The organism is Sinorhizobium saheli, from assembly GCF_001651875.1.
GTDB classification, from domain to species: Bacteria; Pseudomonadota; Alphaproteobacteria; order Rhizobiales; family Rhizobiaceae; genus Sinorhizobium; species Sinorhizobium saheli.
Window position 1 is genome coordinate 26,310 of sequence record NZ_LNQB01000051.1, and the last position, 23,359, is coordinate 49,668.

Here is a 23,359-nt window from a genome sequence, read left to right on the forward strand (position 1 = left end):
CTAGCGCAGGCCGTACGCGGTGCGGGCATGCTCGGCGATGAGCTTGTCCATGCCCTTGTCGTCAAGGTTCTTCTCGTTCGGGCCCTTGTCGTCAGGGGCATTGCCGTCAGCCGGCTCCGATGACCACGAATGCTGCGTCAGGGCGTCGACGATGCTCCTTCTTTCGTCCTCCCCTTCATAGGGTTCGACGAGGACGTCCATGATCTCCTTGAGCCGCGGCGCCTGCAATTCGGGCGAACCGAAGTCGGCGCGCGACTCCATCAGCGCGACGGCCGCGTTGGTGCGTTCTTCGACACTGCCGGAATGCTTGCCGAGATAGGTCTCGACCGCCTGCTTGCGCCCCTCCGGCGTCGAAGCCGGCGCCTTGATCGCGTCGATCGCGGCCGGCGCGCCCTCCGGCTGCATGGTGGGCACGAGCACGAAGTCCGGATTGAGGCTTCCCTCGTGATAGGCGTGGATGAGATCGGGATTGGAGAACTGAACATTGCCGCCGATCATCAGCATCGTGTCGGCGTCGCTCAACGCGTATTGCTTGCCGATCTTGAATTGCGAATCGCCCTTCTCGGGGACGGCGATCTTCACATTCGCCAGCAGTTCCTCCGAATTCTTGAGCCCCTGCTCGCGCGCACGCCGGTCGAGGACCTCCTGCCAGGCCTTTGCCTGCGCCGGCGATACGTCGATTTCCCGCTTGTTGTCAGCGCTTTTCAGCCGAAACCCTTTGCCGACGACCTCCAAAGTGAACGCCATGCTCTACCTCCCCTGCGTGCATCGTCCGTGGCGGAGTTACGCCTTTTTTGAAGGCGATCAATTCATTCAGCGCACTGTTCGCGGAGCTTCCATACGACACGTTGTGCGAGATGAAAAGTCTTTAGGGCAACTATTAGTAGTTGCGAACATTTGAATAGATGCGGCCAGGCTGCGCCGCCCGCTTGAAAAATCGACGTTTTCGTTTCGCAGCGACGCGTGTCGATGGCAGCGCTGTTCTCACCCTTCTATGGCTGTCGATACAGCATCGTGCGGAGCCAGATCGTGAGCACGCCGGCGGTGGCGGGGGCTACGGCGCCGCCAGCGCCACCCTCCGCATCGCGCCACTATTCCAGCATGACGACGGCTTCGACCTCGAAGAGCATGGGGTCGACCGCAAGCTTGGGCACGGGGATCAAGGTCTGCGCCGGCAGGGCCCGGCCGAACATTTCTTTGACGTTCCTGGTCAGCACCTCAAGCTTGGACATATCGTGATCGACCACGAAGATCGTGAGCTTGACGACCTGATCCGGCTTCGCACCGAGCGCATCGAGAGCGGTGCGCAAATTCGCGTAGGCCTGCTTCACCTGGACGGCGAAGTCGGGCGACAAGGCGCCCGTGCCGTCCTGGCCGCCCTGTCCGGAGATATAGGCGAGCCGCGCCTCGCGCGGCACGACCACCGCCGTGCTGTAGCCATTCGGCGTCGGGTCGTAGAGGTTCTTCGGATTGACGATCGTCAGCTTCCGATCGCTCTCATTCGCTGCCGTCGCAGCAGAAACTCCCATAGTCATGATTAGCCCTCCGATAAGCAGATGCCTGATTGCGCGTGACATGATCTTCTTTTGGCTCCGGGGACTGCGCTACCGTCCGTCGCGGCCCCAAGTTGAACTTTACGCATTGCCGCAATTGAATCTTACGGCGTACGATCAAATCGCATCGTACAGCGTACGAGTCAATCGGGCAGGATCGACATTCGTCGCTTTGCCGGCCAAAATCGACGCCTGATCAGTGAGGAAAACGAATGACAACCAAAGGCGGCGGCGCCCGGAGCAAACGGTCCAAACGTAACGGTGCGTCGCCCCAGTCCGTGCGGGAGCCGCGTGGTGAACCCCCGCTGTCTCTCGAACGGATCGTGGCGGGCGCGGTGGAACTGCTCGACGCCGAAGGGCTCGAAGGATTGTCGATGCGTCGGCTGGCCGACCGCCTCGGCGCGGGCGCGATGAGCCTCTATTGGCACGTCGCCAACAAGGAGCAGGTCTTCGACCTGGCGCTCGACTCAGTGCTCGAATATCGCGCATCGCCGCACGTTGAGCCTCGAGACTGGCGGGGAGACGTCGTGCATATGCTCGAGGACTGGCGCGCCAGCATGCTGCGCCATCCCTGGTCGGCCTCCCTCTTGCCGCGCCGGGCGCTCGGCCCGAACATCCTCGCCCGCCTGGAACTGCTGGGCAAGACCTTGTCCAGCGCCGGTGTGGCGCAAGCGGATCTGAACGTCGCGATCTGGTCGCTCTGGAACCATGTGATGGGCGCGACCGTCACCCGGGCGAGCTTCGACCTTTCCAAGGACGACCAGGCGGCCGCACAGCAGCGCCTTGCAGGTCTCAGCGGGCGCTACCCGACGATCGAGAGCTCGCGTCTGCTGCTCGATGACGACTGGGACGGTGCGTTCCGGAAAGGTCTCGACTTCCTGCTCGATGGCCTTTGTCCTTAAAATCGAGGTCGATCAAAGGAGACATGCAGCAGGAAGGAAGATCGCTGGGATCCGTCGAATTGCGCTATAGTTCATTTCTGTGAAATCGGCTCCGGTCAGGGAGACTTGCAGTCGACAGATTGCGAAGAGAGAAAGACGATGGATCTCGTCGAAGCCGTCAATGCCGTGAGGGCATGGCTGCAGACCTTCCTTCTCAACGAGTGGACCCTCTACCAGTCCGCCCTGATCGCCATCGGTTATCTCGCTTCCGGTTTCCTCGCCAGGCGCATCGAGCCGGCTCTGGAGGCGCGCGCCCGGGCGATCAAGGGGAACCCCGATCTGCTGCGCGTGATCATCGCCTTCATGCGCCGGCTCAAGTGGCTCTTCCTGATCGTGTGGCTGTGGATCGCCGACGTCATGCTGTTGCGATTCGGATGGCCGTCCTACCGCTGGCTGGTGGCGACGGCGCTGACGCTCGTTGCCGCCTGGTTCGTCATCTCGGTCCTCACGCGCCTTATCAGGAGCCTCATGCTGGCGCGCCTCGTCGCCGTCGTCGGCTGGGTCTACTTCGCGCTTTACGCGCTCGGACTCGATCGCACGGTTCTCGCGGCGCTCGACAGCATTGCCGTCAATCTCGGCGCCGTCCGTCTTTCGATGCTGCTCGTGCTCAAGGCCATCGTCCTTTCCGCGGCGCTGATCTGGTTCGCCGTTCTCGTCGGCAACATGTCGTCGAACTGGATACAGAAGTCGGCGGAGCTCACCCCTTCGCTGAAAGTCCTCATCAGCAAACTGGTCAAGATCGGGCTCATCGTCGTTGCCGGCGCCATTGCGCTCTCCGCAACCGGGATCGACCTCACGGCACTGACGGTCTTTTCGGGTGCCGTCGGCGTCGGCATCGGCTTCGGCCTGCAGAAGGTGGTGTCCAACTTCATATCCGGGATCATCATCCTGCTCGACAAATCCATCAAGCCGGGCGACACGATCACCCTCGGAGAGACCTTCGGCTCGATCCGCGACCTGCGCTCGCGCTTCGTCTCGGTGATCACGAGGGACGGCAAGGAATCCCTGATCCCGAACGAAGATTTCATTTCCCAGCAGGTCGTGAACTGGTCGTTTTCGAGTGACTTCGTCCGCATCGAGGTGAGCTTCGGGACCTCCTATGACAGCGATCCGCACGAGGTTGCCCGGATCGCGATCGAGGCCGCCAAGTCCATTCCGCGGGTCGCCAGCGCCTATGCCGAACCGGTCTGCTGGATGACCGGTTTCGGTGCATCGTCGATCGATTTCAAGTTGAGATTCTGGATTTCCGATCCGAGCAACGGCCTTACCAACGTTCGCGGCCAGGTGCTCATGGCCCTGTGGGATGCGTTCAAGGCGGCCGGCATCGAGATTCCCTACCCGCGTCGCGAGATCATCATGAAGACACCGGTCGAGGTCGCAGATGCGACGACGCCGCAACCGCACCCTCGTCGAGCGGGTGGGGCGTCCGGCCCGTCATGAGCGCCGCGATTTCCTCGAAAAGGCGCTGGTCCTCACACTGGGCCACGTTGAAGCGCAGAAAGCTGCCGGCAGTCCGGGCGTGGCTGAAGACATTGCCCGGCGCGAGCACGATCGCTTTCTCGAGCGCCTTCCTTGCGAGCTCCGCCGCGTCGATGCCGTCCGGCAGCCGGCACCAGACGAACATGCCCGCCTGAGGCTCGATCCAGGGGCGGATGCCGATCGCCCTCAGCCGCCCGGAAACGTCCGCCATCGCGCGCGCCAGACGCTGTCGCACCGTTTCCATATGCCTGCGATAGCTGCCGTCCGTCAGAAGCGCCAGCACCAGCTCCGCGGAAAAACCGGGGCCGCCGAAGCTGGTGGCGATCTTGAGGTCCGTCAGCCCGTCGATCCAGTCGCGCGGTGCGGTGATGAAACCGCAGCGCGCGGCCGCAGACAGCGATTTTGAAAAGCTGCCGATATGCACGACCCGCTCGAGACCGTCGAAGGCGGCAAGGCGCGGCGCCGGCGTCTCTTCGAAATCGGCGAAGATGTCGTCCTCGATGATCGTCAGGCCGGACTGGTCCGCAAGCTTGAGCAGGCGATGGGCGACGAGCGGCGACAGCGTCGCGCCGGTCGGGTTATGAAGGGCGGAATTGGTGATGTAGAGGCGCGGCCGGTGCTCCGCGAGCGCTGCGGCGAAGCGGTCCGTGTCGGGACCGGACGGCGTGTAGGGTATCCCGACCACCCTTGCCTGGTGCGCCCTGAGCAGCGCGTGGAAATTGAAGTAGCACGGGTCGTCGACGAGAACCACGTCGCCCGGCTTCAGCAGGAAGCGGCAGACGAGGTCGATCGCCTGCGTACCGGATTCGGTGAGCATGACCTGGTCCGGCGAGGCCTCGATGCCGTGCTGCGCCATGCGGCGCGCGAGCAGTTCCCGCAGCGGCAGCAGGCCGAGCGGCGAGCCGTAGTCGACGAGCGTCGCGCTATTGCCGCGCGCAAGCGACCGCAGGGCGCGCCGCAGCGCCTCCTCCGGCATCCATGAGGGCGGCAGCCAGCCGCAGCCCGGCATCTTGACCCCCTTCCCCGGTTCGAGCGCCTGGCGCGAAATCCATAAAGGGTCGACCGCCCGGTCGAGACGCGGGCCGATCTCTGCAAGCGACAGGGGTGCCAGCGGCGCGGCGACGAAGAAGCCCGATCCCGGCCGCGAGCGGATCACGCCTTCGGCGGCGAGCCGCTCATAGGCCTCGACCACCGTGGACTTGGAAACCTTCATCGTCGCCGCGAAGGCGCGGATCGACGGCAGCTTCGCGCCCGGCGTCAGGCTGCGCGCGGCGATCCGGCGCCTGACCGTCTCCATGACCCTGGCGATCCGGGTCTCGCCCCCGTCACCCGCCGTGTGATCCATCGCCTGCGGCTTCATCCGTATCGGCCCCTTTACCATGACAGTTCTTCCGAACTGTACCTGACTGTCTCTGGAAGAGCCAGCCGCATCGCCGCAATACCGGAGAACAATCCGACACCGGAAAGAAGGGAAATCGGCATGGACAGGACGGCAAGCGGCTGGGTGAACGGCCTCCTCGGGGTGATGATCTTCAGCGGTTCGCTGCCGGCGACACGGCTCGCGGTGATGGGCTTCGACCCGGTCTTCCTCACTCTCGCCCGCGCGACGATCGCCGGCCTCATCGCGCTTTGCCTGCTCGTCGCCTTCCGTGAACGCCGGCCGGGGCGCGGCGACCTCCTGGCGCTCGGCGTCGTCTCGCTCGGCGTCGTCGTCGGCTTCCCGCTCCTGACGGCGCTCGCGCTCGAGCACGTGACCGCCGCCCACTCGATCGTCTTCGTCGGCCTGCTGCCGCTTGCGACCGCGATCTTCGGCGTCCTTCGGGGCGGCGAGCGGCCGCGCCCGGCCTTCTGGCTGTTCTCTGGCCTCGGCAGCGCCATCGTCGTCGGTTTCGCGCTCGGCCAGGATTTTTCGGCCTCGCCCAAGGGCGACCTCCTGATGCTCGCCGCCATCCTTGCCTGCGGGCTCGGCTATGCCGAGGGTGCGGCCCTGTCGCGCAAGCTCGGCGGCTGGCAGGTCATCTCCTGGGCGCTCGTGCTGTCATTGCCGGTGATGGCGGTACTGGTGTTCGTGACCATGCCGGCGAGCTTCGCGCACCTGAACGCCGCCGCCTGGGCCGGCCTTGCCTATGTCTCCGTCTTCAGCATGCTCGTCGGCTTCATCTTCTGGTATCGCGGCCTCGCGCAGGGCGGCATTGTCGCGGTCGGCCAATTGCAATTGCTGCAGCCCTTCTTCGGCCTGGCGCTGGCGGCCGCATTGCTCGACGAAACGGTAAGCTGGACCATGCTCGCGGCAACGCTCGCGATCGTCGCCTGCGTCGCCGGCGCAAAGAAATTCGCATGATCGCCGCGGTCGGACTGACGCTCCGGAACGACGGGCGGTGCGGGAACCTTCCGAGCGATCCAACGTTTCATTCTGTCCGGTAACACCAGGCGCGTTCGTCGAGGAGGGGAGGTCGAGGATGTTGCGGCGGAAGATGCTTCGGCTCCTGCTCGTCGCAGGAATGCTTCCCCTGGAAACCAATGCTGCCCCTGCCGACGAGACGGCCTTTCTCGATTCGCTCGAAGGACGATGGGCCGGCGGCGGCACGGTCATGATCCGCATCAACAGGTCGCCGATCAACGTGTCCTGCAATTTCTCCTCGCAGGCGAACGGCGCGGCTCTGTCGATGCGAGGAACCTGCCGCGGCATGCTCGTCGTGTCGCGTGCAATCAGCGCCGACCTGAGGTTCGACGGTTCGAACTACACCGGCATCTATGTCGGCCCGAAAGGTGGCAGGTCGGCCTTGTCGGGAAGACGGCGGGGCGACGCGATCAGCTTGACGATCCGCTGGGCAAGGGAAGTCAACGGCGACCGCGTGGCGAACCTCATCGTCCAAAGGCTCGGGCCTGACGGCATGCGGCTGAGCACCGTCGACGTGGACCCGGCCTCAGGCAAGCGCGTGGTGACGAGCGAGATCAATCTGCGGCGGAGCTGACATTTCACCCCTGATCCGTCGACGGCAGGCAGTCAAAGCACGCCCCAGCCGCGATAGCGCCCCCTGCCCGTCATCTCGCGCAGCCCGAGTTCCCGCACCAGATTGAGCGCGCCGCGCGGCGTCACGCCGAGATGGCGGGAGATCAGCCCGGTCGAGACGATTGGCCGCGACAGCACGAGATCGATCAGCCCCGGCAGGTTGCTGTTGGAGCGACGGTCGCGAATCCGCATCTCCATCTGCGTCCTGGCAAGCGACAGCCGGTCGAGTTCCTTGAGGCCGAGATCCGCCGTTGCCGTCATCGCCTCGAGAAAGCCGCCGAGACGCGTCAGCCGGTCCTTCGAGCGCCGGCGCTCGTGGCGGATCGTTTTCAGCCCGGTATTGAAGGCGAGCCCATGCGAAACGACCTTGCCGCGGCAGCGCAGGTAGGCACCGACCAGGAGCGACCCGAGCCAATGCTGGCGGCGCAGCGGCTCGATGCGCTCCCAGGCGTCGAAAAGCACCGCCGCCCCGAGGCAAGCCGGCAGCTGATCGGCGACAGCCAGCACCCCGCGCCAGGCATCGAGCCGCGCGGCCTCGTCCCATTCTTCATCGAAGAGCAGGCCGAGCTGACCCTCCGGCTCGGACTTCGCCGTCGGCGTCTGCGCGAGCGGCAAGCCGGCCGCGGCGATGCTCCCCGCATGCATGTCGAGAAGCCGCTCGGAGCGCGCGAGCGCCGCGTCGAGCGCGGCGAATTCGTCGGCGAGCGGATTGTCCGCCGGACTTTCGGCCGCCTCGCACACCTCCTCCGCGTGATCCCCGTCGGGCCGAGGCGCGCGGGCGCCGTCGTCCTCGATCTGCGGCGCCCCGCTCCCCTCTTCGCCCCGCAACACGTTCAACCCGGCCGCCGTCAAGGCCCAGCCTGGTTCGGCCAGTTCCAATCGGCGCCGCGTCCTCAAGACGGCATGCGCGATGGTCAACTCATGCGACGGCGCGCGCGCATCCATGTGCGAATCGTGCAGAACGAGATCCTCGACATGGACGAGTTCGCCGGCCACCCAAAGGGCCGCGGCTGCATCGAAGAACTGTCCGCGCTCGCGAAAGCCTTCCGCCACCGGATGGCGAGCAGCGCGCTCATCGAGACGCGCAAGCGCGTCCTCGGCGGCGATCAGGGCCGGCAGCAGGCTCGGGTGAAACGGATCGGGGCTGTCGTATCTCATTTTAAAAGCCTGGCATTGCTGGCGAAACGGAAGGTAACACGCGATTTCCTTCCGTCACAGCTTTCGCAGGGTTTTCCACCGCTAATGCGCGGCGATCGTGGCGTGTCGTTTAACCCGGCGGGCCGGGAACGGTCGGGGATGGTTGACAGCTGTCAACACCAAAGCGGAATACGCTCACATACGCTCGCGCAATGCGCTATCTGTTTGCTTTTGCCGCTTTTGTGCGACGTCAGGTGATTCCACCTGACTGCAAAATGCTCTAAGCGCCGCAGGTCCTTGTCAGCATTCGATGGCCGCCCGAGGATACGGGCAGCAGGCATTCCCTCACCTCGATCGGCGGAACAGAAATGCGCTCGCCGCAGCAAACGCCGTTGACAGCTGTCAACTCTGCGGTCGTGCGGCCTACCGCGCGCATTGCCACGACCGGTTTTCGGACCGTCGTTATCGGTCGCTTGCAACGGCGTAGGAATTCCTATCTTTAATGCGTCGAAACCCGACCGAACGGTCGCAATCCCTTTCAAGCCTCGCGGCGTTCCGGCTTTCAGGACCGGAACTGCCGAACCCTCAATGAATGAGAAGGCATGCGTGAATGACTTCAAGCGTTCTGGCCGCAAGCGGCGGCGTCAAGCAGGTGATCTGCATCAATTGGGGCACGAAATATGGCGCGCCCTTCGTCAACCGCCTTTATGCCATGGTGGCGCGCAACATCACCCCTCCCTTCACCTTCACCTGCTTCACCGACAACCGCGATGGGCTGCGGCCGGAAATCCTCTGTGAGGACCTGCCTCCGCTCGATGTCGAGATGCCGGTTAATACCAAGGGCATCTGGCCGAAGGCGCGGCTCTGGGGCGCGACGCTCGGCACGCTCAAGGGCCCGGTGCTGTTTCTCGACCTTGACCTGGTGATCGTCGGCTCGCTCGACACCTTTTTCGAAATGGGCGATGCCGACGACGTCGTCATGGCGCGCAACCAGACGACGCCCCTGGAGCGACTGGGCCAGACCTCGCTCTTCCGCTTTCCGGTCGGCAAGCTCATCCCCTTGCAGAAGAAGTTTCGCGCCGACCCGCAGAAGGTGGCCGACGAATATGAATTCGAGCAGCGCTTCGTGACGCGCAACGCGCCAGGCGGTGCGAAATTCTTTCCCCGGCGCTTCGTGCTGCATTTCCGCCAGGATTGCCGCCGGCCCTTCCCGCTCAACTATTTCCTGGCCCCCCGCCTGCCAGCCGACGCCCGGGTGGTGATCTTCCCGCGCGGTCTGCTGCCGCAACACGCAATCGACGGCCAGTTCGGTTACAGGGGGCGGCCGGCGACACCGCTCGGCCATGTGCGCGGTCTCTTTTCTCCCGAGCGGCGTGAGAAGAACGCCTTCCGCTACCTCCGCCATTACATTCTCCCGAGCCCATGGGTGGCGGAGCACTGGCGCGAGTGATCGGTTTTCGGCCGAGGGGTCGTTAACAGCTGTCAACACTTGATGGCTCTGAGTTCGCGGGAGCCATCCTCGAGTTCGCGCCTCGGGCCTTTTCATCGAAATCATCGAGCGTAAGATGACGCCTGACGGGGCCACCTCAAGTTCGCCTTGGCAGATAGCGCCAGGTGGCCGGCAGGCGGTTGCCGTTGCAATCCGAAGAACCCTGTGGCGACCGGCGGCTCGCCGGGGCGAGCGCAGAAACCGCGGCGGCAAGTGTCTCTTTTTAGGGCATCCGAGTGACGGAAATTATCGGCGAGATAGCTTCCGCTGAGGGGAAGAAAGCTCTTTTCAGCCAATATGTTATGATTGCCGCAAATTCGTTAAGAAAGAGCCACCGGGACGACTCGGGTGCGCCAATCAAAGCTGGCGCGAGTTTCCGATATTTGCCGGCGCAAGGCAATGGCACGGCGGATATCTTCCACGCATTTGATCGGAGCCACCGTCGTCGGAGAAAGCTTCGCGCCGACGCGCCTCCCCGGTGTCCTCGAGCATAGTATAGGTGCCCGCTACGTCTACAGCGCCACACGCCCTATCAGATGCGCAAAGGTCGCTGCGGCACTTTGAATTGCCGCATGTTCGTGTCCTATGGATATGCCTCAGTTTGCCGGCGGGGCGCCTCCCCTTCTGGCGCGCGTGAGGGCGCTGACCATCGGTGCGATCGAGAAGGCCTGTCGTTTCGCCTTCCTCGTCAGATCCCTGAGATAGCCGCCCGGAGAGGTGATCCGATCGGCGCGCTCCAGAATGCAGGCCATGGCCGTCGCGGCATTCTCATAGCCGAGCACCGCGCAGGCGTCGTCATAGGCGTCGGAACTGACGTTCAACATGGTCCTGACGACGATCGCGGCGGTCATCAGGTCCTTCCAGCTCGCGATGCGGCCGGCGGGGGCATAGTCGGCGATTTGCGGGCAGGCGGCCAGAACGACGGGGAGGGGTATCTGGCGGTCGAACCGTGCGACAGGCGTGGCGGGCGGCACAAGGCTGGCGGTCCGTCGGCTGTCCGCTTCGGCAGGATCGTCGTGCGGTTTCGGTCCGTCGGCTACCGTAGCCGTCGTCGGTTCTTCTCTCTTCGGCAGAAAGACCTCCCGCCCTTTTCCCAAGCCGTGTTCAGATTCAGATCGAGAGTCTGGATGTGAATTCTGTATGTGCCATCCATTCTGGCGATCATTGGTGTCCGTTTTTTGCCGATTAAGCAATTCTTCCAATTGATTGGCGAGATCGTCACGCAATTGTGCCATCGCATGGCCGACGGCCTGGACGTCGCGCGCAGATGCCTTTCGCGGCAGAGGGGCGGCAAGCTCGTCGAACCGCGATTGCTGCGGTTGCCAGTCTCCTTGCGGTCCTGCCTCCCGAAGGAGGTCGAGCAGTTTGGCGGCGTCGCGTCTGGAGAGGCTCAGCCTTTCGCGCAGCAGGCGGAGTTGTTGTCGGTCGGCGGCAATCTCCGCGGCGGCGGTCTTGAATTCCTCCGCGCGGGCGACGAGCGGTGCAAGATCGAATCCGAAGGCTTCGCCGACGGCACCGTTGCGGGCCTTGCGGGCATAGCGCTTGCCGTTCGGGCTGTCGCGCCGCAGGATCAGGCCCGCTTCGACGAGGCAGGCGAGATGTCGGCGCAGCGTCGTGCCGGCCATGCCGTGGGCGCGGAGCGACAGTTGCGCGTTGGACGGAAAAACGACGAGGCCGTTCTCCGCTGAGAGCTCGGGCGCGGGATAGAAGCTCAAGAGGGCGTTCAGAACCGCGAGCGATCGATCGGAGACGCCGATCACGCTCTTCGCTTCACAGACGGATCGGAATAATTTCCATTTGTCGACGGATCGCTCCGGCGGGATGCCGCCGGCCGCAATCTGACTTGCGAGCATGCCAAGCGTCATCGCCCGCCGCCCGAAGGGCGTCGTGACATTTCCACGTTCCATTTTTCTTCACCTTTTCCAAGGCAAAAGAAATCCGTTCGCCGAAACGACGTCAAAAACGCTTGACACTGATTCGCGGAAATGGGAATCTCAAGTTGCTACACGAGAGAAGGGTTTCCGCAGCGCTAGTCGTTCGGAAGCCTTTTTCTTTTGCTCTGTTTAGTCTCCTGTTTCCTGTTGATACTCGAGATAGAGAGCATCGAGCCTCTGCCTCACGAAATCTGCAAAGCCGGGTGCCGCCTTCTTGCTGAAGGCCAGCGTCGTCTCCGAATCGGTCTCGCGGATGCGAACCGCCCGGCTTCGGTCTGGTGCGACCCAGGTCTCCGCCTTTGCCCGCTCCCTGGCGACGGAGAGCTGCGCGAACAGCTTTTCGAAGCGCTGGTCGCTTTCCAGCGCCGCAAAATCCGCCGCCCCGACAAGCCCGAGCGCCTTTGCCGGCTGCCCGTCGCGGTCGATGAGGTCCGCCAGTTCCATCCAGCGCCTGCGGCCGAAGCCCGGCGCGGCCCCGACGGCCTCGATGACCTCAACCGGCAGCCGCCGCACGACGGTGATCATCTTCGAAAGCGCCGCCTTGTCGACGCCAAGCGACGACATGATGGTCTCGCGCGAAAAGCCGCGGTCCTCGAGACGCGTGGCGAAAAGCGCGCGCTCGATGAAGGAGAGGTCGGTGCGGGCGTTGTTCTCCTGGCCCTGTGAAATGACGAGTTCTTCGTCGCTCAAGAGCCGGATGACGGCCTTGACCTTGGCCCCGATCTCGCGCAACGCCGCAAGCCGCCTGTGGCCGTAGGCCACCTGGTAGCGCCCCTTTTCCGTCGGGTGCGGCCGCACGAGGATCGGAACCTGTTGTCCGTGGTCCCGGATCTGCTGCGCGAGCATCGCCTGAGCCTCGGCGGTGACGCCGAGGCGATCGGTGATGAAGGAGGCGTCGATCAGCGACGGGTCGAGCTCGACGACCGCCTGGCCCTCCGCCAGCCGGCGCTCCAGTTCCTCGGCGCGCTCAACCTTCTGGGTAATATTCGAGAGCGATCGGGTGATGCCGCCGACCAGGCCGCTCGGCTTGTGCGTCGGCGCAAGGCCGGCGATCGGTCGTTCGACGGCCGGGCGCTCGCCGTCAAGCGGAGCGTGGCTGTCGGAAATGCCGATCAGGTTCTTGCGCGCCATCGGTTACTTCCTTCCCCAGACCTTGCGGATCATCTCTTCGATCTCCGCATTGACGAGCGAAAGCGAGTCCATGGCCCGGTCATAGGTGCCGCGGATGAACTGCGAGCGTTCGACCTCGTAGAGCGTCTGCTTGGTGACGCCGGCGTCCGAGATCGCGGTCGACTTCACCATGGCATTCTGCAGCATGCGGTTGCCGAAGATTGCCCGCATGAAGCCGGTCATCTGGCTCTGCGGGCCGTCGTTCGGCTCGAAGCGGGTGACCAGATAGCGCATCCAGTCGTAGCTGGTGCGCCCGCCCGCCTTCTCGACGACGGCCATGAGCTCGCTCGTCATCGACAGGAACTGCGACATCGACATCACGTCGAGCATCTGCGGATGCACGGTGATCAGCACGGACGTCGCGGCGCAGAGCGCCGACATGGTGAGAAAACCGAGTTGCGGCGGGCAGTCGACGACGACGACGTCGTAGAAGCTCTCGATTTCCGAGAGCGCTTCGCCGATGCGCGCGAAGAACAGGGTCTCGGCCGAGCCGCCGACCATCGCCTTCGGCGTCTCGTGCTCGAACTCCATCAGTTCGAGATTGCCGGGAATGAGGTGAAGATTGGCGGTGTAGGTCGAGCGGACGACCTCGGCGATCGGCCGCGGATCCTCGTAGCGGATGGCGCCGTAGAGCGTTTCGGCCTCGCCGACATCGAGTTCCGGCTGGTGGCCGAAGAGGGCGGAAAGCGAGGCCTGCGGATCGAGGTCGATCGCCAGCACCCGATAGCCGCGCAGCGCGAGATATTGCGAAAGATGGGCCGAGGTCGTCGTCTTGCCCGACCCGCCCTTGAAATTCATGACCGAAACGACCTGCAGCTTTTCGCCCGGCCGGCGATGGGGAATATACTTGCCGCTCTTGGAACCTTCGTCGAGGACGCGGCGGATACGGTCGATATCCTCCACCGCATACATGCGCCGGCCGTTTGACAGCGGCTGCGGCCCGTGGCCTTCTGATGCGATCTGGCGCAGGTAGCCTTCGCCGATTCCGATGAAGGCGGCGGCCTCGGCCGGGGTGAAGAGCCGCATGGTTTTCTGGGCCGTCGGGGAGAAGATCTTCTTCTGATGTTCCTGCAGTTGATGCGCAAGTTCCCGAGCGTCGGCAGCGAGCAGCGATGGCAAATGCTCCTGCTCCTCGAGACCCTGGATTCTCTGCTGCAACATCCCCATCTCCAAAAAACTGCGCAAAATTCGGCAATAGGAGCCAATCTGCGCAGATATACTATGCGCCGATTCGTTGCCAATTTACAAACGCTTAACAAAACCCGCCTTTATGCCGCCGCGGCATCGCAGTTTCATGACTTTCGTTGCTTAGGTTGTCCGCGGACAACTGGGTGAGCGAGCAGTTGTCCGCGGACAACCGGCGCGTCTCCGAACGACCGGCCTCACACGGTCGGGATCGCGTCGCGATATAGATCATAAATTTAGTAGACTATTGACAGGACCGCGGCGCACCGGCAGCATCGCTCGATAAAAGGTCGAAAAGAAAGGGTGCTCAATGTTCTATCTCGGCGGAATGACCCTTGGCTACTTCGCCCCGCCTCAGCGCAAGACGGCAGCCCGCAAGGAAACGGTCGCCGCATGCCCCTCTGGGGACGACGACGCCGAGGAGCGCGATCGCCAAAGTCAGCAGGAGTGGGCGCGTGCTTTTCTGACCCCCTGGCATCTTTTTTACTGGTTGGAATCAGTTGAACGGCGCATCCCTGCTTAGAGCGGGATGCGCCCACAGGCGTTCGCGCCACCGCTCTATTGTTTTTGCTGCATTTGTGCGACGTCAGGTGATTCCACCTGGCAGCAAACTTCTTTTGACGTCGGCGCATCTCAGTTCCACGTGTGCAGGCACAGTTTCCAGGAGCCATCGCCCTGTTTTCGGAAGATGGTGACGATCGTGCCCTCGAAGCGCACTGCGTTTCCGTCTTCGCCCGATCCGGTCGCCCACCACCTGCCGCTCGCATAAGCGAGGTTCCCCTCGCTTTCCACGTCGAAGAGTTCAATGCCGTGATCCTTGACACCGGCCGAAATCAGTCCCGCCCAGAAATCGGCGATCGCGGCCGTTCCCCTGACGACGGCATGGGTGTGCGGCAGCACCGCGCCGTCCGCCGTGTAAAGCGCCGCGACGGCACCGGCATCTCCGCCGTTGAAGGCGGCATTCCAGCGGTCGTTCGCCTGCCTGACCATTTCGCGGATATCCGATTCCGGCATGATCTCCTCCCTCGGCGCTTAAGCCGATCCTGCAGTCGCTGCGAGCATTTGCGCTGCTTTAAGGTCCGGCAATGCCGATCCTTCAGTAAAACTCGAGACGATCTCAGCCACCTGTTCCCTCGCGCCTGTTTCGGCGCCGTCCAGGCGAGCAAGGGCTACCGCCGCGCGAAGCTCCCAGAAACGTGCCCGCTGGGCACGCGCCTTAGCCAGGGCTTTGCGGAAACAATCCGCAGCCTCGCTTGCATGCTCGGCTTTTGACTGGAGCAGGGCCTCACCCTGGAGACGGAGCACTTCCGCCGCGAACCAGCGTTCGTCCGTCCGGTCGATGTCGGCCTGAGCCTTCTCCAGCAGCCGGATCGCTTCCGCCGTGTTACCGGCTTTCATCTCGATTTGCGCCTGAACGGCGGCAAAGTAAGGCAGCATGTATCGCGCACCCGTACTTTGCCATTCCCTGAGGCCCCGTTGCAGGTCGGCCAGACCGCGGCCGGGGTCGCCCTCTTCGGCGACCACCCATGCCTGCAGGATGGTGGCGCCGGCGTGCCAAAGCCTGAATCCCGCTTCTCCCGATATTTGCAGAAGTTCCGCTGCGCGAAGCCTTACGCCGTCGCGGTCGGCCAGAACTTGGCGGAGGACGCCGCCAAAGAACAGGGGCAGCGCGAGACTGTTGCGGTGTCCTATGCTGCGCGCCTCGGCCGTCGCCTCGTTATTGGCGGCGAGTGCCTGCTCGGGCAAGCCGAGGGCGAAAAGGGTTCGCGCCAGGTAGTCGAGGCATACCACGCGCGGGTCGAAGGCATAGACGAAGGCGGGGGACCGATGCGCCTGCGGGTCATAAAGCGCCAGGGCCGCCTCAAGGTGCGTCCGGGCGCGCGAAAACTCGCCCGCAGGCAGCGCGCAGACACCGGCCGCCCGATGGGCGAAGAACGAGAGCCCGCGGTCGTCACTGCTGTCGGCGAGTTCCAGGAGCCGGTCTGCCGCGCGACGCGCCTCGGCGAGTTCGGCGGAATAGAGGTGATAGAGGCAAAGGCCGTAGAGGACAGGGAATACCTGCCGCATTTCGCCCAGTTCTTCGCAAATTTCCCTTGCGCGCAAATAGGCGGCGCCGGTCTCAGGCGCAGCGAAACCATGCGCGGTCATCTGAGCGCTTCCCAACGCGAGCTGCAGGGAGAGTTCGCGACGCGCCCGCTCCGGCGAAGGCGCAAGAAGCGTCAATCCGTCGAGTGCGTTGCGGAAACGCAGGAGCGCTTCCGACAGCGACGAGCGCGACAATGCCCGCCGTCCCGCACGTTCATGGTACTCGACGGCCTTTTCGACGAGGGACGCCTGTTCGAAATGGTGGGCCAGCAATTCAGGCTCGGTTGCGACCGTCTCCGGAAAACTCGCCTCGAGGATTTGCGCAATTCGAGCGTGGAGCTGCTGGCGCCGGCTCAAGAGCAGGCTCCCGTAAGCGGCATCCTGAACCAATGCGTGCTTGAAGGCGTAGCTCACCTGGCCGCTGCCGCCGCGGCGGAATACGAGACCTGCGGCGACGAGCTGTTCCGTTGCCATCTCCAGTTCGTCCTCCGACATGCCGGCGGCCGCCGCGAGAAGATCATGGCTGAATTCCCGACCGATCACGGCGCCAATCTGGGCAACTTCCCTGGCTGAGGCGAGGCGGTCGATGCGCGCCATCAGCGAGTCATGGAGCGTCGCGGGAATCGCAAGCGGCGGCAAGGGACCCGAGAGTTCGTAGGCCTCGCCGGACTCGACGAGCAGACCCGATTCGAGGATCACCTTCGTCAGCTCCTCGACAAAGAGCGGCACGCCCTCGGTCTTGGAGAGAATCTGGTCGAGGACCGGGGAGGGGAGATGCTTTCCGCCTGTCATCGTGTCGATGATGAAGGCTGCCTGGGCGCGGCTCAATCGGTTCAAGGTCAGCAAGGTCGCATGGGGGAGGCCGTTCCACCGCACCGTTCCCTCCGGTCTATAGGTGGCGATGAGCATGACCGGCAATCGCTGAATGCGGTCGACAACCTTGTCGAAAAGCTCGGCCGAAACCGCGTCGAGATGATGGGCGTCCTCGAGCAGCATGAGGACCGGCTTGTTGCCGGCAAGGGCCTCCAGTTGCTCGATCAAGACCTCGAAGGTGCGCGCCTTCTGCATTTGTGGCATCAGGTCGAGGCTGGGGTAACGGTCGCCGGTCGGGATCGACAGCAGCGCTGCAATCAGCGGAACGGCTTGCTGAGGGTCCCGCGTCGTCGCAAGCAGCTCCTCGAGAAAGGCGAGCTGCCGTTCCGGCGGGTCGGTCCGGTTGATGTCGGCGGCGCGGATCAGCTGGTCGGCGACGGGATAGAGCGCACTCTGCGCATGGTACGGCGAGCAGAAGTAGCGCAGATACGTGACCGGTTCGCCTTTCAGCCGCTCGCGAAGCTCCTGGAGAATTCGCGACTTGCCGATCCCCGCCTCGCCAAACAGCTCCACCACTTGTCCTTCCCCGGACGAAGCGAGATTCCATCGCTCGATCAGCAGGCGAATGTCGAGGTCCCGGCCGACCAAGGGCGCGGCAACTCCGGCGTGGAGGGCGTCGAAACGGCCCTCGGCCCGGCCCTCTCCGATCACCAGGTAGGAACTGGTGGGGGTGTCGAAGCCATGCAGCTTTTGCGGGCGGATCCGCCTGACCTCGAACAGCCTGCCGACCAGCCGATAGGTCAACTCCGAGATTACCACCGTGTTCGGCTCGGCGAGCTTCTCCAGTCGGGCAGCGAGATTGGGCGTTTCTCCAGCCACGGCGTTTTCCTGGGCGGCACCCGTACCAATCAGGTCGCCAACGACGACGAGGCCGGTTGCTATGCCGACGCGGACGGAGAGCTGCCCGCCGTGCCTGGTGGGGAGCGCCTTCACGGCTTCCACGACGGCAAGCCCTGCCCGGACGGCCCGCTCTGCCTCGTCCTCGTGCGCCTGCGGCCAGCCGAAATAGACGAGGACGCCATCCCCCATCAACTTGGCGACATAGCCGTCGTAACGGACGATTTCGCCCGCAACCGCATTCTGGAACTGGCGCAGCAGCGTGCTCATTTCCTCCGGGTCGAGACGGGTGGCGAGGCCCGTCGAGCCAACGAGGTCGACAAACACGACGGTGAGCTGGCGCCTTTCGGCTTCGCGCGGGCGGGGCGCCGCGGGTTGGCTGCCGGCGGAGGCTGCCGCCGAAGCGGCTTGCTCTCTCGCAATCGGGCTGTTTCGGCAGCTTTCGAGGGCAGCGATGGCCTCGAGAATCTTCTTCCGATGGGCAAGCGCGGCGACCCCGATCTCCTTCAGGTCCTCGGCGGTGAGCTTCGGCAGCATCTCAGCGTCGATCGCGTTGCTATCGAAGGCAGAGGCATATTGCCCAAGTCCCAAGCTTTCCAGCCATGACGCGACGATCATCAGGGTCCACTCCGAACGACCCTAAAACGACAGTATACAGCATCCATTCCCGAAGCGCATCGCAGCGCCGGGCCGGCCGCCCCGGGATGCGACCGGCCCCCAGCCCCGGGGTGGGAACGTCACAAGCGATCGCTGAGCGTCGTCTGCAGGGCGCGCCGCACGAGGCTCACCAACTCGGCATGGACGTCGCCACGCGAGCGGCCATCGGTTTCCTCGCAGATCGGATCGACTTCGCCCGCCGATTTCAGCAATTCGGCACCGCCTTCCTTGCACTCGGGCAGGAAGCTGAAATGGTCGGCGCCAGCGATGGCGGCATAGGATCCGTTTGGCGTCACGGCCGCCAGCCGGTCGGCGATGACCGCCGCGGGGATCGTGCCGCTGCTGCCGAGGTTGATGAAACTCATCGGGATCGCGATTTTCCTGAGGCTTTGTTCGTCATAGGCTTGCGCGAGACCCGGGTCGATCAGAACAGTGGATTTGATGCGGCTGTCGCGGTTCGATTGCTCGAAGCGCGCCCTGTCGATCTTGCGCAGATTGACCTCTTCGACGTCGATCGCCTTGTCGCCGGCATAGGCTTTTCCGCCGGCATACCAGGCGCAATCCCATTTCGCATAGGTGTCGCAATAGCGGGCATAGGCATCGAGATTTGCCCGCGCCCCGGCAATTTCCATGGCGGCGGCACCTCCGAGCGAAAAGCCCAGGACGCCGATGCGGTCCGCCGCAATGAGATCGCGCCATTGCGGATCGCTGGTCAGCCTGTCGATCACGACCGACAGGTCTTGGGTGCGTTCCCATAGTTTCGGCGTGTCTGCCGGTGTCGAGTTGCCGCTGGTCGAGCCGGGGTGATTGGGACCGGCAACGACAAAGCCCGCCTTGGCCAATTCCGCGGCAAGCCAGCTCATGCCCTGGATACGGCCGCCCGAGCCATGAGACATCACGACCAACGGAAAGCGTCCCTGTAGGGGAGGCGCGTCGAGCATCGCCGGCGCCCCCTTGAAGACCCTGTTGTCGCCGACGAGAACGGGCTCGCCGCCGGCGGCGGCGGGATACCATACGGTCACGGCAAGGTCCTGCCCACGCTTGGGCGCTGTGACGCTTATCTCGCGCACACCGACCTCGGCTGCATGGCAGGGAACGACGAAGGCGGCGGCGAGTGCAATGGCGGGGAGAGTTTGGAATCGGTTCATGGCTGTCTCACGAAGTTGGTAGGGACCGGCAGATTGGTTGCCGATAACTTCGCTCTCCGCTTCCTCGATCACGATCGAGGTCGTCCCGAATCGCGATATAGGTCAACACCTGCGTTGATCGCCACTCAAGTGCACTCAAGGGACATGGACTTGATCTTCCTGCCGCTGCCCTTCGTCGTCGCATTGCTGCTCCTTATCCTCCTCGCTGCGATGCTGCGCGGTGATGCGGGCCACAAAGGCAATCGCCCGTTCCTTGCGCTGGTCGCCCTGTGCGCCTTGCAGTCGATCATCGTCGGTCTGCGGTGGGGCTACGACGTCGCGGGACTTGGATACGTGCTTCCGGTGGTGGCGAGTTGTCTGCCGGCGTTTGTGCTTGAAAGCTTCCGCAACCTGAGCCATCGCGAGCAGGCGGAGACCGGCGCCGTCTGGATTTACGCGAGCCCGCCGCTTAGCATCGTGGCACTCATCCTGGTTTCGCCAGGGTTGGTCGACATTGCCTTGATATTGCTGTTCGTCGGCTATGCGCTCGTCCTCTTGAACCTCAGCCGCACGGGTCCCGACGCGCTGGACGAGGCGCGTTTGGAGGGTGCCGGCGCGGCACACCGCGCGCTCCTCATTGCTGCCGCATCGCTGTGCCTGTCGGCGCTGGTCGATCTCTCCGTTCTTCTGGACTTCCAGTGGAGCAAAGGGGCGAATGCCGCCCTCATCGTCAGCAGCGCGAATCTTGCGGGGCTGCTGTTTCTGGGCCTTACCGCCATGGTCGCAGCCCGCGAGCGGGCGGTGCCGGTATCGGCCGCGGCCGCGGATCGAGCGTCGTCGACGGCTGAGGATCGCGACATTCTGGACCGGATCGACCATTTGCTCGCCGATCAGAAACTGGCTCGCGACGAAAACCTGACATTGTCGCGACTGGCGCGGCGTGCGGGCCTGCCGGCCCGCCAGATATCCGCTGCGGTCAATCGGCTCGCGCGCAAGAACGTCTCGCAATATATCAACGACTTCCGCATTGCCGAAGCCTGCCGGTTGCTGCGGGAGTCCGACATGTCCGTAACCGCGGCCATGCTCGAGTCCGGATTTCAGACCAAATCGAACTTCAATCGCGAGTTCCGACGCGTCACCTCCCTGAGCCCCGCCTCCTGGCGCGAGAAAAACCGAGCAGCGGGTCGATCAGAAGCCTGATGTTTCGCAAGAGCCCTACCGCCACACCGGAGTGCCAACGGCGTTGAAATCGATTACATTTTCCGGCTTCATATCACCCCCCGCGCGCATGAAGGAAGGTTCAACGCTCGGAGCGCCTGCTCATGCAGCGCCGCATTTGCAGACGCCAGAATGTGGCCGCCGGCTTCGGGGCGCTCGCCCGCCAATCCGGTCACAACGCCCCCCGCTTGCTCGATGATCGGTATCAAGGGCACGATGTCGTAGGGCTGCAACGCCAGTTCCAGGCAGATATCGATCTGTCCCGCTGCGAGCATGGCGAAGGCATAGCACTCCCCGCCATAGCGGGTCATCTGGACGCTGTCGCGCAAGCGTGCGAAGTTTACCTCCGGAAAATCCCCATACCGCTCAGGCGAGTTCGTGTGCAGGATTGCTCGCGACAGATCCGTCGTGGATCGGGTCCGCATGCGGCGGGTACCCGACGAGTCCTGGGCCCACGCTCCTTCCTCATCGCCCCAGAAGCGTTCCTTGGTGAAGGGCTGGCTCATCATGCCCATGACGCTGCGATCCTCGAGCGTCAGGCCGATCAGGGTTCCCCAGACCGGGATGCCGCAGATGAAGGGCCTCGTTCCATCGACCGGATCAATGACCCATTTCCATGGGCCAGTGCCAGTCTCTCCATATTCTTCGCCGAGGATCGCATGATCGGGGTACTCGGACGAAATCAAGTCGCGCAGGACCCTTTCGGCCTCCTTGTCGGCCAAGGTCACCGGATCAAAGCGATAGCCGGGCTTGAACTTTTCTTCCACGTCGAGCTCCGTGCGGAATCGGGGCAAGGTTTCGCCTGAAGCCGCGTCGGCAAGACGATGAAGGAACGAAACGGGGGGTAGCTTGGTCATCGAGATTATCCTGCGTAACAGACCGTATTCAGCCTCTTTAAAGTTGGCGGCGGTGGGGAGGACCCACCGCCGCCTGCCACCTTTTGCGATTGGTAACGTACAGCAGGTGGCAAGCCGGATGTCCTATTTTCCTGCGAAAACAGACACGACCGCATCTCTCTTGAGCGTGGCCTGAAGCTCGTAAAGGGAAGCAACCTGGCCGGAAAGGTCTTCCGCGAGCGTGCCGAGCAGCCAAAGGCCAAGAGAGGCGAGAAGACAGAGCGCCACCGGCAGGGCGCGCGCATCGATTCTTTGTGGTTTCAAGGTTTCCTCCCCTGCTGTAATCGAACTCAGGATAGGGCATCAGGAGGCGCGGATCGCTTTCTCACCGCAAAGATAGATGACGCAATGAGACGCGATGCCAACGGCCCGTTGCGAATGATGACCCGAGTGATCTCGTCGCTCTGACTTGAAGCCCTTCACTTCGATCGGATTTCCACTCGGATCGAAGAAGAACATCGTGCGCTGTTCGCCCGGCTCACCCTCGAAGCGAACGACCGGAGGAATGTCGAAGGCGATGCCCGCCTTTTCCAACCGGCCGGCCAGTTCGAGCCATACGTTGAGTAGAAGAACGACCCCGAGGTGAGGCATCATCACCATGTGCCGGCCCACCAGGAGAAGAGTGCTCCGACCGCCTGCTGCGGCTCTAACAGGGCAAAAGCGTGCTGCTCGAAACGTCGGTTTTTCCACCCTTCCACGAAGGATGGAACCGGTAAGATCGATCCATCTGGGACGTTCGACCGAGTGAGGTTTGACAACCGAAATTGGGCCGACTCCAGAGAAGCCCAAGATGGCGCAGCAGCGGGATGACGAGGCGGCCGTCATTGCACAGATCTGCTCAAAGCTCATCAGGGCCATGGAAATCGAGGACGAGCACACCCGGCGACCGCGGCCTCCTCGCTATGGGCGATATCCCACTCCTGGCTCCAACCTGTGGCGCTACGAACGCGCACTGGAAGCGCGCGGGCCTGCCGTTGCGTCGCAGGCCGGCAAGACGCTCTTTCTGCAGCAGGAGACGCAGGACGTCCTTGCGCTGTCGCGCGCGCGGATTCGCGCGACCGGCTTGCATTTGGAGCCTTCATGCGCGGAGCGATGGTCCACGGACGAAGAGCTGCTCGACATTGCCGAAGAGGTCCATCAGGCCGGCCCCAAGGCCTCCCCACAGGCCTGTTCGACATCACGACGCGCCCCTGGTATCCCATGGCGTCGCCCGCTCCGTCCTTGAAACCCTGCAAAAACTGCGCGCGCGTAAACGTCACAACGCCGCGCATACTCTTGGCCGAGGCAATCGAGCAGCTCCAGTTGCGTGTCGCGCTGTCAGTGCGGAGCGGCAACAATCGCGCTGCGCGTCGGATTGTGGAGCTCGCGCGGCCCTTTGACGTTCGGGGCCTCAGGGCGTTCGTCCGCCATCTCCAACTCGACTGGGATCGACGCGCCTCGCGCCAGGAAGGAAGGATCGAAGCGTCAAGAGACGGTCGAGATCGTGACCATTCACAGCGCGAAAGGTCTCGAATGGGACCGTGGCCGGAGCCCGCATGTCCGGTTTGGGTTCGACAAACGAACCCGCTGCGCGGGAGGCCGCCTGCGGTTGAGGTAGAGGGCACGGGCCGGGCGTCGCGTTCGGTTGTGCGTCGTTCTGCGGTCCCAAATCTGTCATTCATCCAAGCCGAGCCAATAACCGCAACTAGCCTGAATCTCTCAAAGTAGGGAGGTGCATCGGGCCCACGAATCTGAGAAACTGCTTTTACGACAAAGGCTTACCAGA

20 protein-coding genes and 1 pseudogene are annotated in these 23,359 nt (G+C 63.6%); 8 read left to right on the forward strand and 13 right to left on the reverse strand.

All coding sequences use genetic code 11. The annotated features are described in order from the left end of the window. Nucleotides 1-747 (reverse strand): hypothetical protein, encoded by a 747-nt coding sequence (locus ATB98_RS03130; protein WP_066868874.1) that lies wholly within the window; start codon nt 745-747, stop codon nt 1-3. A 344-nt stretch (nt 748-1,091) separates the two neighbouring features. After that, on the reverse strand, nt 1,092-1,577 hold the full coding sequence (locus ATB98_RS03135) for a RidA family protein (RefSeq protein ID WP_066868877.1): 486 nt from the start codon (nt 1,575-1,577) through the stop codon (nt 1,092-1,094). Nucleotides 1,578-1,765: 188 nt separating this feature from the next. Here ATB98_RS03135 and ATB98_RS03140 point away from each other — a divergent pair, with 188 nt between their 5' ends. Continuing rightward, on the forward strand, nt 1,766-2,455 hold the full coding sequence (locus ATB98_RS03140; protein ID WP_066868880.1) for a TetR/AcrR family transcriptional regulator: 690 nt from the start codon (nt 1,766-1,768) through the stop codon (nt 2,453-2,455). Nucleotides 2,456-2,593: 138 nt separating this feature from the next. Next, nucleotides 2,594-3,934, forward strand: a complete 1,341-nt coding sequence (locus tag ATB98_RS03145; protein WP_066868882.1) for a mechanosensitive ion channel family protein — start codon at nt 2,594-2,596, stop codon at nt 3,932-3,934. Here the strand turns inward: ATB98_RS03145 and ATB98_RS27770 are convergent. After that, on the reverse strand, nt 3,849-5,354 hold the full coding sequence (locus ATB98_RS27770) for an aminotransferase-like domain-containing protein (RefSeq protein ID WP_084435264.1): 1,506 nt from the start codon (nt 5,352-5,354) through the stop codon (nt 3,849-3,851). The genes ATB98_RS03145 and ATB98_RS27770 overlap by 86 nt on opposite strands. A gap of 99 nt (nt 5,355-5,453) precedes the next feature. Here ATB98_RS27770 and ATB98_RS03160 point away from each other — a divergent pair, with 99 nt between their 5' ends. Both ATB98_RS03160 and ATB98_RS03165 read left to right on the forward strand, forming a co-directional pair. Next, on the forward strand, nt 5,454-6,314 hold the full coding sequence (locus ATB98_RS03160; protein WP_066868891.1) for a DMT family transporter: 861 nt from the start codon (nt 5,454-5,456) through the stop codon (nt 6,312-6,314). Nucleotides 6,315-6,432: 118 nt separating this feature from the next. Further along, on the forward strand, nt 6,433-6,948 hold the full coding sequence (locus tag ATB98_RS03165; RefSeq protein WP_066868894.1) for a hypothetical protein: 516 nt from the start codon (nt 6,433-6,435) through the stop codon (nt 6,946-6,948). Between the two features lie 32 nt (nt 6,949-6,980). On the opposite strand, the gene ATB98_RS03170 is transcribed toward ATB98_RS03165, so the two are convergent. Continuing rightward, nucleotides 6,981-8,144, reverse strand: a complete 1,164-nt coding sequence (locus tag ATB98_RS03170) for an RHE_PE00001 family protein (RefSeq protein ID WP_066868897.1) — start codon at nt 8,142-8,144, stop codon at nt 6,981-6,983. A 589-nt stretch (nt 8,145-8,733) separates the two neighbouring features. Between ATB98_RS03170 and ATB98_RS03175 the strand changes: the two genes are divergently transcribed. Then, nucleotides 8,734-9,573, forward strand: coding sequence for a glycosyl transferase (locus ATB98_RS03175; RefSeq protein ID WP_066868899.1), 840 nt, complete (start codon nt 8,734-8,736; stop codon nt 9,571-9,573). A gap of 635 nt (nt 9,574-10,208) precedes the next feature. On the opposite strand, the gene repC is transcribed toward ATB98_RS03175, so the two are convergent. From repC to repA, 3 genes are all read right to left on the reverse strand, one after another. Next, a complete protein-coding gene (gene repC / locus ATB98_RS03180; RefSeq protein ID WP_066868902.1) occupies nt 10,209-11,519 on the reverse strand; it encodes a plasmid replication protein RepC in 1,311 nt (436 codons plus the stop codon). 156 nt (nt 11,520-11,675) lie between these two features. Then, on the reverse strand, nt 11,676-12,677 hold the full coding sequence (gene repB, locus ATB98_RS03185) for a plasmid partitioning protein RepB (protein WP_066868905.1): 1,002 nt from the start codon (nt 12,675-12,677) through the stop codon (nt 11,676-11,678). Between the two features lie 3 nt (nt 12,678-12,680). Then, on the reverse strand, nt 12,681-13,874 hold the full coding sequence (repA, locus tag ATB98_RS03190) for a plasmid partitioning protein RepA (RefSeq protein WP_407695282.1): 1,194 nt from the start codon (nt 13,872-13,874) through the stop codon (nt 12,681-12,683). A 337-nt stretch (nt 13,875-14,211) separates the two neighbouring features. On the opposite strand from repA, the gene ATB98_RS03195 reads away from it, so the two are divergent. Further along, on the forward strand, nt 14,212-14,424 hold the full coding sequence (locus tag ATB98_RS03195; protein ID WP_066868914.1) for a hypothetical protein: 213 nt from the start codon (nt 14,212-14,214) through the stop codon (nt 14,422-14,424). Between the two features lie 110 nt (nt 14,425-14,534). On the opposite strand, the gene ATB98_RS03200 is transcribed toward ATB98_RS03195, so the two are convergent. The 3 genes from ATB98_RS03200 to ATB98_RS03210 form a co-directional block, all read right to left on the reverse strand. Next, nucleotides 14,535-14,915: a YybH family protein gene (locus tag ATB98_RS03200; protein WP_066868917.1), complete on the reverse strand. Its 381-nt coding sequence runs from the start codon at nt 14,913-14,915 to the stop codon at nt 14,535-14,537. Nucleotides 14,916-14,933: 18 nt separating this feature from the next. Continuing rightward, nucleotides 14,934-18,317, reverse strand: coding sequence for an adenylate/guanylate cyclase domain-containing protein (locus ATB98_RS03205; RefSeq protein ID WP_268801771.1), 3,384 nt, complete (start codon nt 18,315-18,317; stop codon nt 14,934-14,936). A gap of 116 nt (nt 18,318-18,433) precedes the next feature. Beyond that, on the reverse strand, nt 18,434-19,501 hold the full coding sequence (locus ATB98_RS03210) for an alpha/beta hydrolase family protein (protein WP_066868923.1): 1,068 nt from the start codon (nt 19,499-19,501) through the stop codon (nt 18,434-18,436). Between the two features lie 144 nt (nt 19,502-19,645). Here ATB98_RS03210 and ATB98_RS03215 point away from each other — a divergent pair, with 144 nt between their 5' ends. Next, nucleotides 19,646-20,680 carry a helix-turn-helix domain-containing protein gene (locus ATB98_RS03215; protein WP_407695281.1) on the forward strand — a complete coding sequence of 345 codons (1,035 nt, stop codon included), beginning with the start codon at nt 19,646-19,648 and terminating at the stop codon, nt 20,678-20,680. Nucleotides 20,681-20,748: 68 nt separating this feature from the next. Here ATB98_RS03215 and hisN read toward each other — a convergent pair whose 3' ends face one another. From hisN to ATB98_RS03230, 3 genes and pseudogenes are all read right to left on the reverse strand, one after another. Beyond that, a complete protein-coding gene (gene hisN / locus ATB98_RS03220) occupies nt 20,749-21,555 on the reverse strand; it encodes a histidinol-phosphatase (protein ID WP_066868926.1) in 807 nt (268 codons plus the stop codon). A 123-nt stretch (nt 21,556-21,678) separates the two neighbouring features. Beyond that, nucleotides 21,679-21,858 carry a hypothetical protein gene (locus ATB98_RS03225; RefSeq protein WP_153436038.1) on the reverse strand — a complete coding sequence of 60 codons (180 nt, stop codon included), beginning with the start codon at nt 21,856-21,858 and terminating at the stop codon, nt 21,679-21,681. Nucleotides 21,859-22,002: 144 nt separating this feature from the next. Continuing rightward, nucleotides 22,003-22,206 (reverse strand): annotated as a pseudogene (locus ATB98_RS03230) (VOC family protein); the annotation flags it as partial. A 178-nt stretch (nt 22,207-22,384) separates the two neighbouring features. Here ATB98_RS03230 and ATB98_RS03235 point away from each other — a divergent pair. After that, nucleotides 22,385-22,819 (forward strand): hypothetical protein, encoded by a 435-nt coding sequence (locus ATB98_RS03235; RefSeq protein ID WP_066868932.1) that lies wholly within the window; start codon nt 22,385-22,387, stop codon nt 22,817-22,819. The last annotated feature ends 540 nt before the right edge of the window (nt 22,820-23,359 follow it).